We start from the raw sequence: 14742 nt of genomic DNA on the forward strand, positions 1-14742 counted from the left end.
AATTTTTCAAACATTACAAATGACAAATGACAAATGACCAATGACAAATATTATGAAAGGAATTATTTTAGCAGGTGGCTCTGGTACACGTCTTTATCCTCTCACCTACGCTGTTAGTAAACAGCTGATGCCTGTGTACGATAAGCCGATGATTTACTATCCCTTATCTGTATTGATGCTGACAGGAATTCGGGAAATTTTAATTATTTCTACTCCTAATGACTTACCTTTATTTGAGAAAATATTGAAAGACGGAAGTCAGTGGGGTTTGCAGTTTAGTTATGTTGAGCAGCCTCGACCCGAAGGATTAGCACAAGCTTTTATTCTGGGCAAAGATTTTATTGCTAACGAGTCAGTATGCTTAATTTTAGGTGATAACATTTTTTATGGACATGGTTTAACAGAAGTGTTATCTAGGGCTGCAAGTCTGAAAAAAGGAGGATTAGTTTTTGGCTATCAAGTCAAAGATCCAAGTCAATATGGAGTCATTGAATTTGATAGCGAGGCAAGGGCAATTAGTATAGAAGAAAAGCCCTTATATCCTAAGTCTAAATATGCAGTTCCCGGTATATATTTTTATGATTCTCAAGTAGTGGAAATCGCTGCTAGCCTTCAGCCTTCTGCTCGTAATGAACTAGAAATTACTGATTTGAATACAGTTTATTTGCAGCAAGGGCTACTACGAGTAGAAATTTTAGGTCGAGGATATGCCTGGTTAGATACTGGTACTCATGAATCTTTACATCAGGCGGGAAACTTTATTCAAACACTTGAAGAACGCCAAGGTTTAAAAATAGCTTGTATTGAAGAAATTGCCTATACCCAAGGATATATTAACTCATCTCAACTTCGTCAATTAGCTGAATCTATGGCTAAGAGTAGTTATGGTCGTTACCTCATGTCAATTTTGGAAAATGAGCAGAGTTATGCAACCATAGAACAAAAAACTCGATGGTAAAAATCATGTTTAGATGAGAATTTATTAACCAAAAACTATGAAGTGTAAATAATCAAGGTATACAATGCAAGTTAAACAGACAGAAATTCCTGATTTACTAGTGATTGAACCGCAAGTATTTGGAGATGAACGCGGTTACTTTTATGAAAGTTATAACGAAAAAGCATGGCTGGAAAAGACAGGTATTGCTGAGCATTTTGTCCAAGATAATCATTCCCGTTCTGCCAAAAATATCTTGCGTGGTTTGCACTATCAAATCAAGCAGCCTCAAGGAAAACTTGTCAGGGTAGTAGTAGGGGAAGTATTTGATGTAGTTGTAGATTTACGCAAAAGCTCCACAACTTTTGGTCAATGGGTTGGTATACATTTGACAGCGGAGAATAAACGGCAGCTTTGGATACCAGTAGGATTTGCTCACGGTTTTCTGGTGCTTTCGGAATATGCGGAATTTTTGTATAAAACTACAAACTACTATGCACCTCAGTATGAACGCACTCTTCTGTGGAATGATCCGGATTTAGCGATCGCCTGGCCAATACAAACAGAACCAATTTTATCAGCTAAAGATAACGCGGGAAAACTACTGCGAGACGCAGAGGTATATCCATGAGAATTCTCTTGACAGGTGTAACTGGACAACTAGGTTGGGAATTGCAACGTACCCTCATGACTATAGGTGAAGTGATACCTGTAGGGCGTAGTGTGAGTAACCCAAGTTTACAAATGGATCTAACTCAAGTAGATACTATTCGCCGTATTATTAGGGAAATAAAACCAGATTTAATTATCAATCCGGCGGCTTACACAGCAGTAGATAAAGCCGAAACAGAACCAGAATTAGCAATGGCGATTAATGGGATTGCGCCCGGTGCGATCGCTGAAGAAGCCAAGCGAATAGGTGCAGCACTAATACATTACTCTACAGATTATGTATTTGATGGCAATAAAAATACTGCATATACCGAGCAAGACGAAACCAACCCGCAAAATATTTACGGTAAAACAAAACTCGCAGGTGAACAAGCGATCGCCGAAGTTGGTGTACCCCATTTAATTTTCCGTACCAGTTGGGTTTACAGCCTGCGGGGTAAGAATTTTTTACTCACTATGTTAAGATTAGCTCAGGAACGTGAAGAAATCAGAGTAGTTGACGACCAAATCGGCGCGCCTACTTGGAGTCGCATGATTGCTGAAGCTACAGCCCAAATTTTATCTCAAGCTCCAGAGAATATCTCTGATTTTTTAGCCAATAAAGGTGGATTATATAACTTAACAGCAACTGGACAGACTAGCTGGTATGGATTTGCCAAAGCAATTTTTGAACTTGAGGATAGAAAGAGCGATCGCAAGTTGCAAAGGTTGATTGCGATTCCCTCTAAAGAATATCCCACACCAGCCAGCAGGCCAGCTTATTCTTTATTAAATACTCAGAAATTATCTAATAATTTTGGGTTAGTTTTACCACCTTGGGAAAGGTGTTTAGATTTGCTACTAAATCTTAATAATTAGCAATAAAAAGGTTAAATGGTGTTACTAACAACTTTAGATCGTAGCTTTCGTGAGGAACTCAGGCGTGTTCAGGAGGAGAATAGAATGCCGTATATTACAGGTTTTGAGCGAGATGGAATGGTAAAGGCGACTTGTGAGTCGGTAATTGAGGTTTTAGAAACGCGCTTTGAAGCCATCCCAGGAGAATTAAGCATTCGTATTCAACAAATAGAAGACCTTGCTGTGCTAAAGCGGCTACTCAAACAGTCAATTACCATTGCTTCTGTAGAAGAGTTTATACAACTACTGGATGAAGTGCGTAGACCGCAGGGCTTGCCGCAGGCATCGCCTCAGGGAGAGTAGCAAAGCTAATCGCCACCCACAAAATGATCGCATTCTCTAAATAAAGCAGTACATTATCTATCCTTACCTGAAATTGTTAGTGTTGTTATAAACTGAAACCAGGTTCTCGCATATACTCTGACTTTTGAACACCAAAATAATTCAACATAGCAGGAGCGTATTCAAGATAATCAACAGTTGTACTACTAGCTGAGCTAGTTTTACTATTAAAAATTATCAAACTACCTTCAGGACAGTGACATCCAGAGTGATGATCTTCAACATTAAACTTAACAAAACCTAGTTGCGAATAGGTAAAATACTGTCCTTGTATAGCATAAAAAGTAGCATTAGGTTCTAAATAAGTTGTTAAAGTAATAACATTTCTATTTAAATCTATTTTCATGTTTATATTCTCTAAAGTTTTTACAGAATCCTTAATTTCATAAAAACACTTCTCAGCATCTGGAAAACTTGAAAATTCTAGAGAATACTGAGGGACCATGCCAGCTTCTACTCTATATTGAAAATTGCTGCTTGTAACTTTATCTATGAGTTTTCTTGCATCATCTAACCTGAAATCATGATTGATCAGCTGCTGTACTCCCTCTGGCAATTTGATATTTGCATTTTGTCCCATACTACTAACAATAACTAAGATCCTATCTGTGCTTTTGGAAAATTCAATTAGCTCATGTAAGTAGTAGTCCAATAAATCAAGCGACTCGATGATTTCATTCGAGTATTTATCTACCCAATCTTGGTCATACGCTTTTGAATGATAATCATTAGGAAAAAGTGCATACCAATAGCGATGCATATTGGCTGCAACGTGATTAGTGAACAATATTGCTAACTCAGGCTCATGTTTCTGTAGCTGATGAATAAACATATCAGCCATCAGAGGAAACTGTAAGTTTCTTAATCTTTCTTTATTAATCTTCTTAAATAATATTTTTGATACCAATTTAACAGCATCAAACATTGTTTTTAAACGTATTCCATATCTTGGTGAATTCCATATTGTAGCTAATGTTTCCTGGAGTGGAGTCTGTAGAGTCGAGATCCGGGAATTCAAAGATGTTGCTTTGAGATTTAACTTTTGAAATGCTTGATAATAACTAGGTTTAGTAAATACATCTACCGCAAAACAATCAGGAATCACAAATTGATAGTTATCACTCTCTGCGTATGATGATGCTGGTGAAGAATGTAGTGTATTTACTAATCCAACTTTAAATCCATTTTGTGCCAGCACTTTCCAATACAATGGAAATTTTGGGGGTTTTGGGTCGTTATACCAATGAATTTGATGTAACTCATAAGGCAATCCAGTATTGCATGAAGCCCAGGTCTGAGATGGATATAGAAAAGACTCATCAACATCCTTAACTAAAGTTTCTAAAACCAGAGAATGGTCTAGTAAATATGATATAGATGAATTAGATTTTCGTGATTGATAATATTTGAATATTCTCAGAGGGATTTCGTTAGCTTCAACAACAATAACCTTTTGAATCATTTGCTTTACCTCATTGGATTTAAAAGTTTGGTTCAGAACAATTTCCATCCATGTTTATTGAAAAAATAAAAAGCTGACTGAATATTAATCAGTGTCAGTTTAAGTGATTTATATGAGCCTTTAGCCCAATGGTGAAAAATATGAACATTGGGATAAAATACAGTCCGATATTTTTTAGCCATCCTCAAAGTTATATCAGCATCTTCCAGATACATAAATATATTTTCGTCAAAGTACCCAATTTCATCTAAATACTTTCTCCGAAAGAGCATAAAACATCCAGAAAGATATGTAACATCCATCACTTTCTCATATCCAGTTTCTCGCATTTCATAACGCTCTAAATAATTCTTTATGAAAAACTGAAATGTCTGCGGAATAAATCGCCTGACAAAAAGTAAGAAGAAACTAGGATAATTTTTACAAAGATATTGTATTTCACCTGAAGGATAATAAATTTTTGGAGATATTAAACCAATATCTTGGTTATAATCAAGGTGTTTAATTAACTCTGGTATGACATTTATTTCAAAGAAAACATCTGGGTTTAATACTAAATGATAGTCAGCAGATGGCAGCAATTTTAATGCTAAATTATGAGCTTTGCCAAATCCTAAATTATTACCATCATTATAATGATAATCAACATGATTAAGGTTGTGAAAAAGATTTTTTAATACGGGTGATGGTGAATTATCAATTACACATAATTTAAATTTAATATTTGTATTTAAAAGAGATTTTACTGCATCTTCAATCATGTCAGAATTATTGTTGTACAAAACTAGGGATGCAGTTAAAGTTATTTGGTCTTTCATGATTTTTGAGCCTTTAACTATCAACTTTTTGCCTAAATAAATAATGAATTTTTGGCAAAAATATCAGTAATATAAGTTTACATGCTGAGTAAGCAATAAAAAAGCCCATTGCCATAAAACTTATTTTTTTGTCTTTCCATAATTCGTAATAATTACTCATGTCGCCCATTCTCATTTTTATTTTATTACTACTGAGGCTTTTGCAATCCCTGGCTTTAAATACATAAACTAAAGGTAATTTTATTGTATAAATAAAATGATTGTCTAAACAAATTTGTGCCCACAAAAGATAATCTTCACAGTAATATTTTCTAGGGTGAAATCTATAAGTAAGATTCTTTTTTAGAAGTACAGATGGAGTTACAAATGGATTACTAAATAAAACTTTATTTTTTTTTATTATACGCAATTTAACTTCATCATTATCTAATGAATCAAAGCAGCATTCTTCTGTACTAAATATCCGATAACTATGTCCACATATTGACACATCAGGATTGTTAAGCATCAAGGAATACTGAATTGAAATTTTTTCTGGATGCCAAACATCATCAGCATCTAGAAAAGCAATATAATCTCCTTGTGCTATATCCCAACCTAAATTTCTAGCAATACTTGGTCCACTGTTTTCCGAAGTTTTCAGAACATGAATTGATAAATCTTGATGATGATAACTATAAGTTTCAATAGTCTCAATAGTTCTATCAGTACTACAATCGTCTATACAAATAACTTCAAGAACTTGATAAATCTGATTTTTCACTGAATTCAGTGTTCTGATAATAGTTTTCTCTGAATTGAAGCAAGGGATAATCACTGAAACTGGAACTTTGAGCATATAATAAATAGACAAAAATCACATAGGTTGGCCAAGCTGTTAGATAGTAGAAATTAAATCCATATAAAAAGAATGATAAAGCCGCTAATTCATTATATTTGCCGAGTTTATGAATAAAATAAATGTATACAACTATACCATATAAACCAAAATTAACAGCTAGAGAGGAAATATTAGAGTAACCCCTGACAATTGAAACATTGTCTATGTCACTTAAAGTAGTTCCATAAATACCAGTGAGAATTTCAATTAAATTATTAGAATTTGTGAACTCCTTTAAACCAGAATATCTATCGCTGAAGGTTTGATACAAATAATCAGGTACATATGCATCAAGAAAATATTTAACAAATAATATTTGAATTAACACAATTAGCATTGTATAAACTAAAAGACTATATTTAGATTTAAATAAATATCGGAAGCAATAAAATCCAATCAATCCGATTACAGCATAAAGTGAAACTAAGGAAAAACTTAAAATAAATCCCATAACACAAACCAATTTTATAAGAATTTTTTTGGTAATAAAGAAATAAACACCTACGGTAAAAGCAAAATATGACGGTTCTCTAGTGAAAGACGCAACTCGCAAGATACCACCACGAAAATCGAAAGCCGCACCTAATTCTTCTTTTCCTGTTCCTATGAAGTCATGTAACCAAGTAACATAAGCCTGATTTCCGGCTAGAAAGCTCAAATATTGGGAAAGACCAAACAAAACCAAAATAATTACAGATATGTCAATGATTTTAAGAAGTTTGTCTTTGTCGAAAAAACTATTAAGATAGAGAAAATAGCCGATCATAATCCCTAGCTTAACAACGTCAGCAATTAAGTAAAATTTGCTAGCCAAAGCAAATACATAAACAGGTATAACTATGATGATAATTCTGGTTACGTATCTAGGATAATTTGGCTTAAATATATATAGAGGAATTAAAAGATATGAAGGATAAAAAGAAACGCCTAAAATGTCAATTGAAAAGAGAGTCCAAAGAGACAGTAACGCTAAAACTTGATGCATTGCTTAATCCAATATTTTGTTATTAGTATGAAATAGATTAAAAAAGCTAAGACTTTGTTAGTTCCCAACTCTGTAGCAGCCTTGAAAACTTCTTTTCTGGTTTGATAATAAAAAAAATTTGAGACTCCGTCTGTTCTAACAATTGCGATCGCTTGGTTTAAGGGTCTACCTATAATTTTCTTTTTTGTCAGCCTGATAAATAAATGATAATCCATACAGTATTTGTATTGAGTAGAAAATAAAAATTTATCTAGAATTTTTTTCTTCATAAAAACAGTTGGGTGGTTTATATGTGGCATATAAAAATTAATTTTTTTAACATAATTAATATCAGCATCAATACTTGAGATAATTTTATTTGATACATAAAAGCATTTTCCGAAGCAGAAAGTTTGCAGATCCCTAGCAAATTCATTTACTATTGTGTTGAGCGTTGAGGTTTGAAAATAAAGATCATCGCTACTTAGTATACCGATGATGTCACCTGAACACAAATTTACACCTTTATTAAAGGCATCGCTTATCCCCCCATCCGGTTCACTTACCCAATAATCAATTTTGTCATCATACTTTTTAATAATATCTAGAGTGCCATCAGTTGAACATCCATCAATAATGACATACTCTATATTGGAATATGTTTGATTAATGACTGACTGAATCGTCTGTTCCAAATACTTTTCGCCATTTTTTACAACCGTTATTATTGAAACTAATGGTTTTTCTTCTAAACATTTTTGGGAAACTCTTTCACTACGTAAACTACCTTTATCAATAATTGGATTGTTTTCAAAGCTTGGCGGTTGTAAATTAGTAATATCCGCCATCATTTCTAAGTTTAATTTAGGTAACACAAAGGGGTGTTCGATAGGTAGCAGAAGATATAGATGATAAATAGTTTGCCAGTAGTTTCCTAAAACAAATTGTTGTGGAGTTTTTTCTATTTTTTTATTTTCTAACAATTGGATACCAGAAGCGCAGAGATAAATTATTATTTTGTGTCTGTTTTTGTCAGTAGTTTGATTCCTCATTAATGTAGTTTCTGTCCAACCATGATCTATGAGGTTTTGTTGGAATATTATCTGACTCCATGCATAACGTATATCAATATCATAAAGTTCATTGCTCTGGGTTAAACAGGTGAATGATTCCAAACCCTTCCAACCTAACAGATCTTCACTTTCATGTGAACCTGAATTGACTACTGCTAAAAAACGATTATCAGACCATAAACCATTCATAAATGATAAATAGGTTTGGAATCCTGGTAATGGTTCAGGTATCTCAGAATATCGGTTACTAAATAAGTTTTTAACTTGATGCAGCATTAATAGCATATGTAACTTCAAGTTTCTACTGGTGCTTATTGAATCTTATTTTCTTTGTAAATTCCTACAAATAATAGTTTATACAGTCTGTAATATTGGCAAGAAATTTCAAATTTTTAATATAATTTATCATTCACTGATTTCTGACAAAAATACTATCAGATTGTAAAATTTTTCCCGTTTTTGGATGGGAATTTTGTTCAATTGCTCCTGCATATATAAAGCCATATTTTATCAGTTCATTATATAAATTACCAAATAAAGGCTGCTCTTCGTAAAGTGCTTCAAAAGATGTTTCTATAATCAGTATTTGGCTACGTTTGATAGTATTTTCAGCGCCTCTAATTACTCTATCTTCATAACCTTGTACATCCAACTTAATTAAGATATTGTCGTTAATCTCTAGACTATCGATAATGTTATCAAGCGTATCAACTTTTACTTGGATGTTATTAGTATTCTTTGTATGTGGGTAGACTGTCTTATGCAAATCAGTCATTTTTAGGAAAGAAGAAGATGGTGTAAAAGTATTTTTTTCAAATGTCAAAGCTCCCGGTTTATCTCCTAAAGCAACATTAAATCCGGTAAAATGCTTACAAGCTGACATACAAGCCTGCAACCGCTCAAAACATTCAGGTAGTGGCTCAAAGGAATAAATTTTAGCTTTTGGTAGTATTGTATTTATCGTTAAAGCAAACTGACCACTATTTGCGCCAATATCAATGACTGTGTTTATATTAAGTGAGTGTAACCAGGGTTGATTGAGTTGTAAGAAGGTATTGGGAAGACCACCTCGTTGACGCAGCACAAAGAGTTGTGGATTTTCAATATAATGTGCTAGCGAATTAAGACGGCGGGTGAATTGACTGAGAAATGGCATGATTTTTGTTAGTAAATAGTTTTTTGTGCCAGCGAAAAGAAAAAATAGGGGTTTTTCTAAATAAACATCAAATGTTAGCAATTAATTGAAATTAGACTATTTTTTCTGCAAAATTATAAATATGTGATCGTTGGTGAATGGACTCCAAGGTTGGATTCCTGACTTTGCATTTAATTTGGCAATTTTCAGGTAAATTTTTGGGCTAAAAATATACAATCCCATCTTGAGCATCTGATTGAGATTTTCAAAATGTCCGGAGATAGCACGCCTTGATTTATGCTTTTTTATTTCCCAAAATAAAGTTGTAAAACCATGCTCTTCTGCAATTTTTTTGATGGCTTCAGAATTCCAAAATATATGATGCTCTAAAAACTTGACATACCACCAATCTTCCATACCATATTTTTGAGGCCAATAATTATCAGCATCTCCCGTTTCAATTAAGACATAACCATTGTCTTTAACAAGTGATGCAAGATTCTTAAAGACATTTTTAGGGCTATATAGATGTTCCATAATATCGAACATTGTAACTACATCATATTTTTCGCCACTCCATACTAATTGAGGAGCATCTATGAAATTTTGAATAAACTCTCCTTTGAGATAAGGCTGAAGTCCAGGGTACTGAATTATATCAAGTGCAGATCTTCTACCCTCTGTATTGGATAAAGCTTTAAGTAAATGTCCGTGAGATGCTCCAATATCAAGAATATCAAAAGGTTGATGATGATTTAGATTTTTTAGTAGTTGAGATTCATAAAAAAAATCGTAAGGTTCAGCCCATATTTTTCTTGACTCTTTGCTAAATACTTCTGCTAAAAATAATGCAGAAGGAATTAAGCTTTTGTAGTATATGCGACAATTATTACACTGCAAGATAGTAATTCCTTCCTGAGGAGCGGAAATTATTTCATCTCCACATTTATATAATTTTTCTGCTAATTTACCGGAATATAATGTGCTTGAGCTACTACATGAAGGACATTGCGTAACCTTTTGCCATTGTTCCTTTGCTAGCATTTTTTTCTTGCTCCATTTGTTTTAATCAAGGCATTTAAATTTTAATTGATCGTGAGTTTAGGATATTGAAAAAACATGAACCAGCCTATAATAAATAGACATTCAATCAGCACAATTATGATTCTTAATTGAATTAATGAGGGAGATAAAAAACCGATAAAAGCACCAATACATAACCAAATAATTGGTACTAGTAGTAACTTTAATAAATCACGATAACTTAATCCCATTTTTTTGCTAGTGTAAATTGATAATATAATAGTTAATAGATAACCAGAATTGCCAATAATAGCGCCTAATAGCCCATATTTTATAGATAAAATAAATACAAGGATTAAGGAAAAAATTCCACTTGTAATGACTATAGCCATATTGAATAATACTAAATTTAAGGCGAACAATACATAATAACCAACGGCATTAACTGAATATAATAAGTAGATAAGGGAAGAAATTTGAAATACCAGAGTATATTCGTTGTTTAAATTAGACGGTAGCATCAATTTTAAGACTAAAGGAGCAATAGTTATCAGAATTACTCCAAGAGAAAAGGAAGTAACAACATTGATGACTAAAGCTTGCTGAATATATTTTCTAAGTTGACTTAAAGCATTTTGGCTTCCTTGTGCGAACAGAGAACTCACAGATGGAATTAAAGGTTGTATTGATAATGCAGAGAATGTGTTGATCTGCATTGTTATATTAGTGATAGCTGCATAAACACCAAGTATTTCTGCCCCTAATACATATCCTACAAGCAAGCGATCAACTTGACTAAATAGAACCGATCCTATGGAAGCAAGCCAAGTCATTAAGCTATAACGGAATATATTGAATCCTTTAGCAGGATTCCATATTAGCCGGGGCTTGATATTGGCAGTCAATGACCAGCCTAACCAGATATGAGCAGTCAATGCACCTATACTCAAAAAAGCTTGACATTGCATTAATGCGAGACTTTTTCCTCCCAGCCATGCAACTACCAACAAACCCAAATTACTTAGTACTGACTGGAGTGTAATTAAAAGATTCATGACTCCATAACGTTGATAGGCTTGCTCTATGCCAACAATTATTTGCTGAAGTAGTCTGGCCCAGACTACTACTCCAGCAATTTGCAGGACTTGTACGGCTGCTAAACGTTGTTCTGTTCCCAACTTAGGAAACAAATTGACCAAGCTTTCTGCACCGAACCACAGAGCGATCGCTGCTATAGTAGCCAGTATCAGCATTCCCCCAATAGTTACTGTCAAAGTCTGCGATAAACTCACACTGTCTTCCCGGGCTAGGTCTTGTGATACAAAGACGGTTGTTGTTGTAGAAAGACCAGCTTCAGCTAAAGCAACCATTGCGACTACCGCAGAAGTTAGTGTCCAAAGTCCATACTCCTCAACCCCAATCAGGCGAATGAGTATAGGAATTGTAAGTACAGCTAATCCAATTCTGACTACCCCAGCCGCAGCATTGTAAAAACCATTCCTGAATAACGAATTACTCACTTAGATAATAACCATTTAACAGAGAAATATCCCAAAAAATTTTTGTCAAACCATCTCTTCCCATATGAGTCACATGATGTGAGCAATAACCGATTAAAGACTTATCATTAAGCCAGCTTCAGGTACAGGGTATTTCTTGAGCAGAGGAGAGTTTTGGAAGTTTTGCATAAATGTGGGATTTATCAATAATCAGTTGGACTTGAGATAAAACTTAGACAAAGCTAGACATTACTTGACGTTTCAATACTAGCGCTCAGCCACTGCAAGTCTACCCCGACAAAAATGGGATAAATCCTGGTTCACCTGGCATTACTAATTACGAATTTTGAGTGTCTGAACATCAACCTTACCATTTTTGGAGTGACCATTTTGATGGTAGTAACCTTTGGAATAGTAGCCACCATAGCTACTCTTAGAAGTAATACCATTGACAACTATTCCCAAAACCCGCTGACCAGACTGCGCTAGCAAAGTTTTTGTAGCATTAGCAGCTGCCGAGTTAGCTACGCCAGGGCGTACAACTAGCAAAATTCCATCTACTAATTTGCCCAGTATTTGAGCATCGGCAACGGCTGTCAAAGGTGGAGCGTCAATAATCACAAAGTCATACTCATTAGTAGCCTCTTGAATCAAAGCAGCCATCCGTTTTGACTCTAGAAGTGCAGCTGCATTGGGTGGAATTGTACCAGCAGTTACTAAGTCTAAAGTCATCAGTGCTTCTTTAGTAGTCGTCGGTAACTCAGCCTGATTTACTAAAATATTACTCAGCCCAATCAGGTTTGATTGTTCCCAAATTTTGTGCTGACGAGGGCGACGCATATCTGCATCCACTAACAGTACTCGGCGTCCAGTTTGTGCTGCGGCTACGGCTAAGTTAGCTGCTACAAAAGATTTACCCTCACTGGGAATTGAGCTACTCACCACAATCACCTTCAGGGTTTTATCAGAAATGCTGAAACCTAAGTTAACCTGGAGCATTTCAAAAGCTGTGGATTCGGGGGAGTAAGGATTATTGAGTACAGGCAATTCTGAGCCTGCTTCACTATTACTACCTTTAGGTTTTTCAGCTAACGGAATTGTACCTAATAAGGGATAGCCCAACAACCGCTTGACTTCTTCAATAGTCTTGAGAGAATTATCCGTAGCTTCTAGCATCAATGCTGCTCCCACACCTAGGAGAATTCCCAAAAAACCACCTAGCGCCACATTCAAGGGAATGATGGGAGAAACGGCTTTATCGGGAACTAAAGCGTCAGAAATTACCCTTGCATTCCCAACATTCTGGTTCTCAATCATCTCAACTTCTTGCAATTGCTTGACCAGTTGTTCATAGGTAACTCTTGCTACCTGCAACTGTCGCTGTAGCTGTAGTTGTTGTTGTTCCAACCTGGGTAATATATCTAAACGGCTTTTGTTAATTATGAATGCTTTGCGCAATTCTGCGACTCGGTTCTGCAATGCTAATCCTTCTACCTCTGACTTGACTAAATCCTCGCTCAAGGTTTGCTTGAGTTCTCCTATCTGCAAGTTTTGCTCTGGTACAGACTCAGAACTACCAATGGTTTGGGCAACTCGTCCTTCTAGTTGGTTTCTCAGAGCTGCTTGTTTTTGCTCTAAATTAATCAGCGTTGGGTTATCGTCTGTCAAACGAGTTCGCGCTACAGCTACCTCATCTTCCGCTTTCTGGTATTCTTTAAGTACCTGCTGTATCCCCGGAGATTGGCTTAAGGTGCTCAGTTCCACGGCTTGGTGCGGATTCAATTCCATTTGACTTTGCAGAGCAACAGAGCGTGTTTTAGCAGCTACCAATTCTCCTTGAGCAGTAGTAATTTCCTCTGCCAGATCTTTGAGTCCTTCCACCCCAACTTTTGCTTCTACCTCCAAAGCCACCACTCTGTTTTTTTCTTTAAAGCGACGCAAGGCCATTTCTGCTTTTAAAACTCTTTTCTCTACCTCAGGTAATTGCCGATTTAAGAACTCTCTAGCAGATCTGGCTTCAGCACGGTTGGTGCGAACATTACTTTCTAAGTAATAATTCATCAGGGAATTAATGACCGTTGCAGCTTCTTGCGCATTAGTGCTGCGATAGGAGAGCTGCATCACATCCGTTCCCCGAATAGTCTTGAGCTTCAGTAGTTTGAGAAATTTTTCGATCGTCAGTGGTTTACCCGATTTATCTTTCAGGTTAAGGCTGGTAATGGTTTTTTGGATAATCGGATTTGAGCGGATGACTTCGGCTTCTGTATCAACTGGGTTGCTGAGGTTGGTTAAACCGCTTAGTTCTCCTACTTGTGAAGACAGACCACTGAGGGATGAAGCTCCACTCTGTTTGTTGAACAACAGCTTGGCTTGTGATTCGTAAACTGGTTTTTGGAGAAAGGTGACTAATGCTGTCATTCCAAACACAGAGCCAATCACAACTGCTGTGACTGGCCAACGCCTTTTCAGTATCGGCCAGTATTCTTGAAAATCAATAAGGTCACGGTCGTCTTGCTTAGTAGGCATAAATAATGTACCGAAATACCATATATAATTTGGGCTGTCACTGCCTTCAGTGCCAACAAACAAAATTATCGCCCCAATAACATTCACCAAAGATGCCTAGTCTTCTTATATAACAGAATCAGATATTTCCCGGGAAATGTTCTGATTCCCAAAATGTCCCGACTATTTTATACTAATTTTTGTTCTTTGTTCACCAAAAATACTACTTTTGACAAATTCATTGGTAGTACATAAATACTGCTTATCTAAAATTAAATAAATTATAAAAAAATTATAACTTTTTAAGTTTTGATCTGAAGCTCGACTGCAACTAATAGTAAATAACTTGTTTAATTTCCTTTGTTTGTGTACAGTCCACTGAGGTGGTAATGTATCGGTTACTCGGTGTATTCCTGCCTACGGTATAGATTCTACGCTGGCTTAAAATCTCCAAAAATCATCTACTGGTAAATAAGAAATCATGTAAAGTACTTATGACAAAAATCACTGTTACTATGTTAACTTGTTGGTGTTC

Annotated in this window: 13 protein-coding genes; 4 read left to right on the forward strand and 9 right to left on the reverse strand. The window is 35.3% G+C overall.

The annotated features are described in order from the left end of the window. Positions 1-52: 52 nt before the first annotated feature. The 4 genes from rfbA to AACU32_RS27270 all read left to right on the forward strand — a co-directional run bounded on the left by rfbA (position 53) and on the right by AACU32_RS27270 (position 2809). Positions 53-958: a glucose-1-phosphate thymidylyltransferase RfbA gene (gene rfbA, locus AACU32_RS27255; protein ID WP_096604282.1), complete on the forward strand. Its 906-nt coding sequence runs from the start codon at positions 53-55 to the stop codon at positions 956-958. Between the two features lie 64 nt (positions 959-1022). Then, positions 1023-1568: a dTDP-4-dehydrorhamnose 3,5-epimerase gene (rfbC, locus tag AACU32_RS27260; protein ID WP_096604283.1), complete on the forward strand. Its 546-nt coding sequence runs from the start codon at positions 1023-1025 to the stop codon at positions 1566-1568. After that, positions 1565-2467: a dTDP-4-dehydrorhamnose reductase gene (gene rfbD / locus AACU32_RS27265; RefSeq protein ID WP_096604284.1), complete on the forward strand. Its 903-nt coding sequence runs from the start codon at positions 1565-1567 to the stop codon at positions 2465-2467. The genes rfbC and rfbD overlap by 4 nt, the downstream gene beginning before the upstream one ends. 84 nt (positions 2468-2551) lie before the next feature. Beyond that, the gene (locus tag AACU32_RS27270; RefSeq protein WP_096604285.1) at positions 2552-2809 is read left to right on the forward strand and encodes a hypothetical protein; all 258 of its coding nucleotides are present in this window, start codon (positions 2552-2554) and stop codon (positions 2807-2809) included. 85 nt (positions 2810-2894) lie between these two features. Here the strand turns inward: AACU32_RS27270 and AACU32_RS27275 are convergent, their stop codons facing one another. From AACU32_RS27275 to AACU32_RS27315, 9 genes are all read right to left on the reverse strand, one after another. Then, on the reverse strand, positions 2895-4310 hold the full coding sequence (locus AACU32_RS27275; protein WP_339378311.1) for a hypothetical protein: 1416 nt from the start codon (positions 4308-4310) through the stop codon (positions 2895-2897). Between the two features lie 32 nt (positions 4311-4342). Next, entirely contained in the window at positions 4343-5128 is a 786-nt protein-coding gene (locus AACU32_RS27280) for a glycosyltransferase family 2 protein (protein WP_339378312.1), read from the reverse strand. Between the two features lie 13 nt (positions 5129-5141). Next, positions 5142-5966 carry a glycosyltransferase family 2 protein gene (locus tag AACU32_RS27285; RefSeq protein WP_096604287.1) on the reverse strand — a complete coding sequence of 275 codons (825 nt, stop codon included), beginning with the start codon at positions 5964-5966 and terminating at the stop codon, positions 5142-5144. Beyond that, the gene (locus AACU32_RS27290) at positions 5863-6993 is read right to left on the reverse strand and encodes a hypothetical protein (protein ID WP_096604288.1); all 1131 of its coding nucleotides are present in this window, start codon (positions 6991-6993) and stop codon (positions 5863-5865) included. Before AACU32_RS27290 ends, AACU32_RS27285 begins: the two co-directional genes overlap by 104 nt. After that, positions 6978-8321: a glycosyltransferase family 2 protein gene (locus AACU32_RS27295; RefSeq protein WP_339378314.1), complete on the reverse strand. Its 1344-nt coding sequence runs from the start codon at positions 8319-8321 to the stop codon at positions 6978-6980. Before AACU32_RS27295 ends, AACU32_RS27290 begins: the two co-directional genes overlap by 16 nt. 133 nt (positions 8322-8454) lie before the next feature. Continuing rightward, on the reverse strand, positions 8455-9201 hold the full coding sequence (locus AACU32_RS27300; RefSeq protein WP_339378315.1) for an FkbM family methyltransferase: 747 nt from the start codon (positions 9199-9201) through the stop codon (positions 8455-8457). A 96-nt stretch (positions 9202-9297) separates the two neighbouring features. Next, positions 9298-10224, reverse strand: a complete 927-nt coding sequence (locus AACU32_RS27305; RefSeq protein ID WP_096604291.1) for a class I SAM-dependent methyltransferase — start codon at positions 10222-10224, stop codon at positions 9298-9300. Positions 10225-10265: 41 nt separating this feature from the next. Next, a complete protein-coding gene (locus AACU32_RS27310; protein ID WP_096604292.1) occupies positions 10266-11723 on the reverse strand; it encodes an oligosaccharide flippase family protein in 1458 nt (485 codons plus the stop codon). Between the two features lie 312 nt (positions 11724-12035). Next, positions 12036-14228, reverse strand: a complete 2193-nt coding sequence (locus tag AACU32_RS27315; RefSeq protein ID WP_096604293.1) for a polysaccharide biosynthesis tyrosine autokinase — start codon at positions 14226-14228, stop codon at positions 12036-12038. Positions 14229-14742: the final 514 nt, after the last annotated feature.

The organism is Calothrix sp. NIES-2100 (assembly GCF_963875285.1).
Lineage (GTDB): Bacteria > Cyanobacteriota > Cyanobacteriia > Cyanobacteriales > Nostocaceae > Aulosira.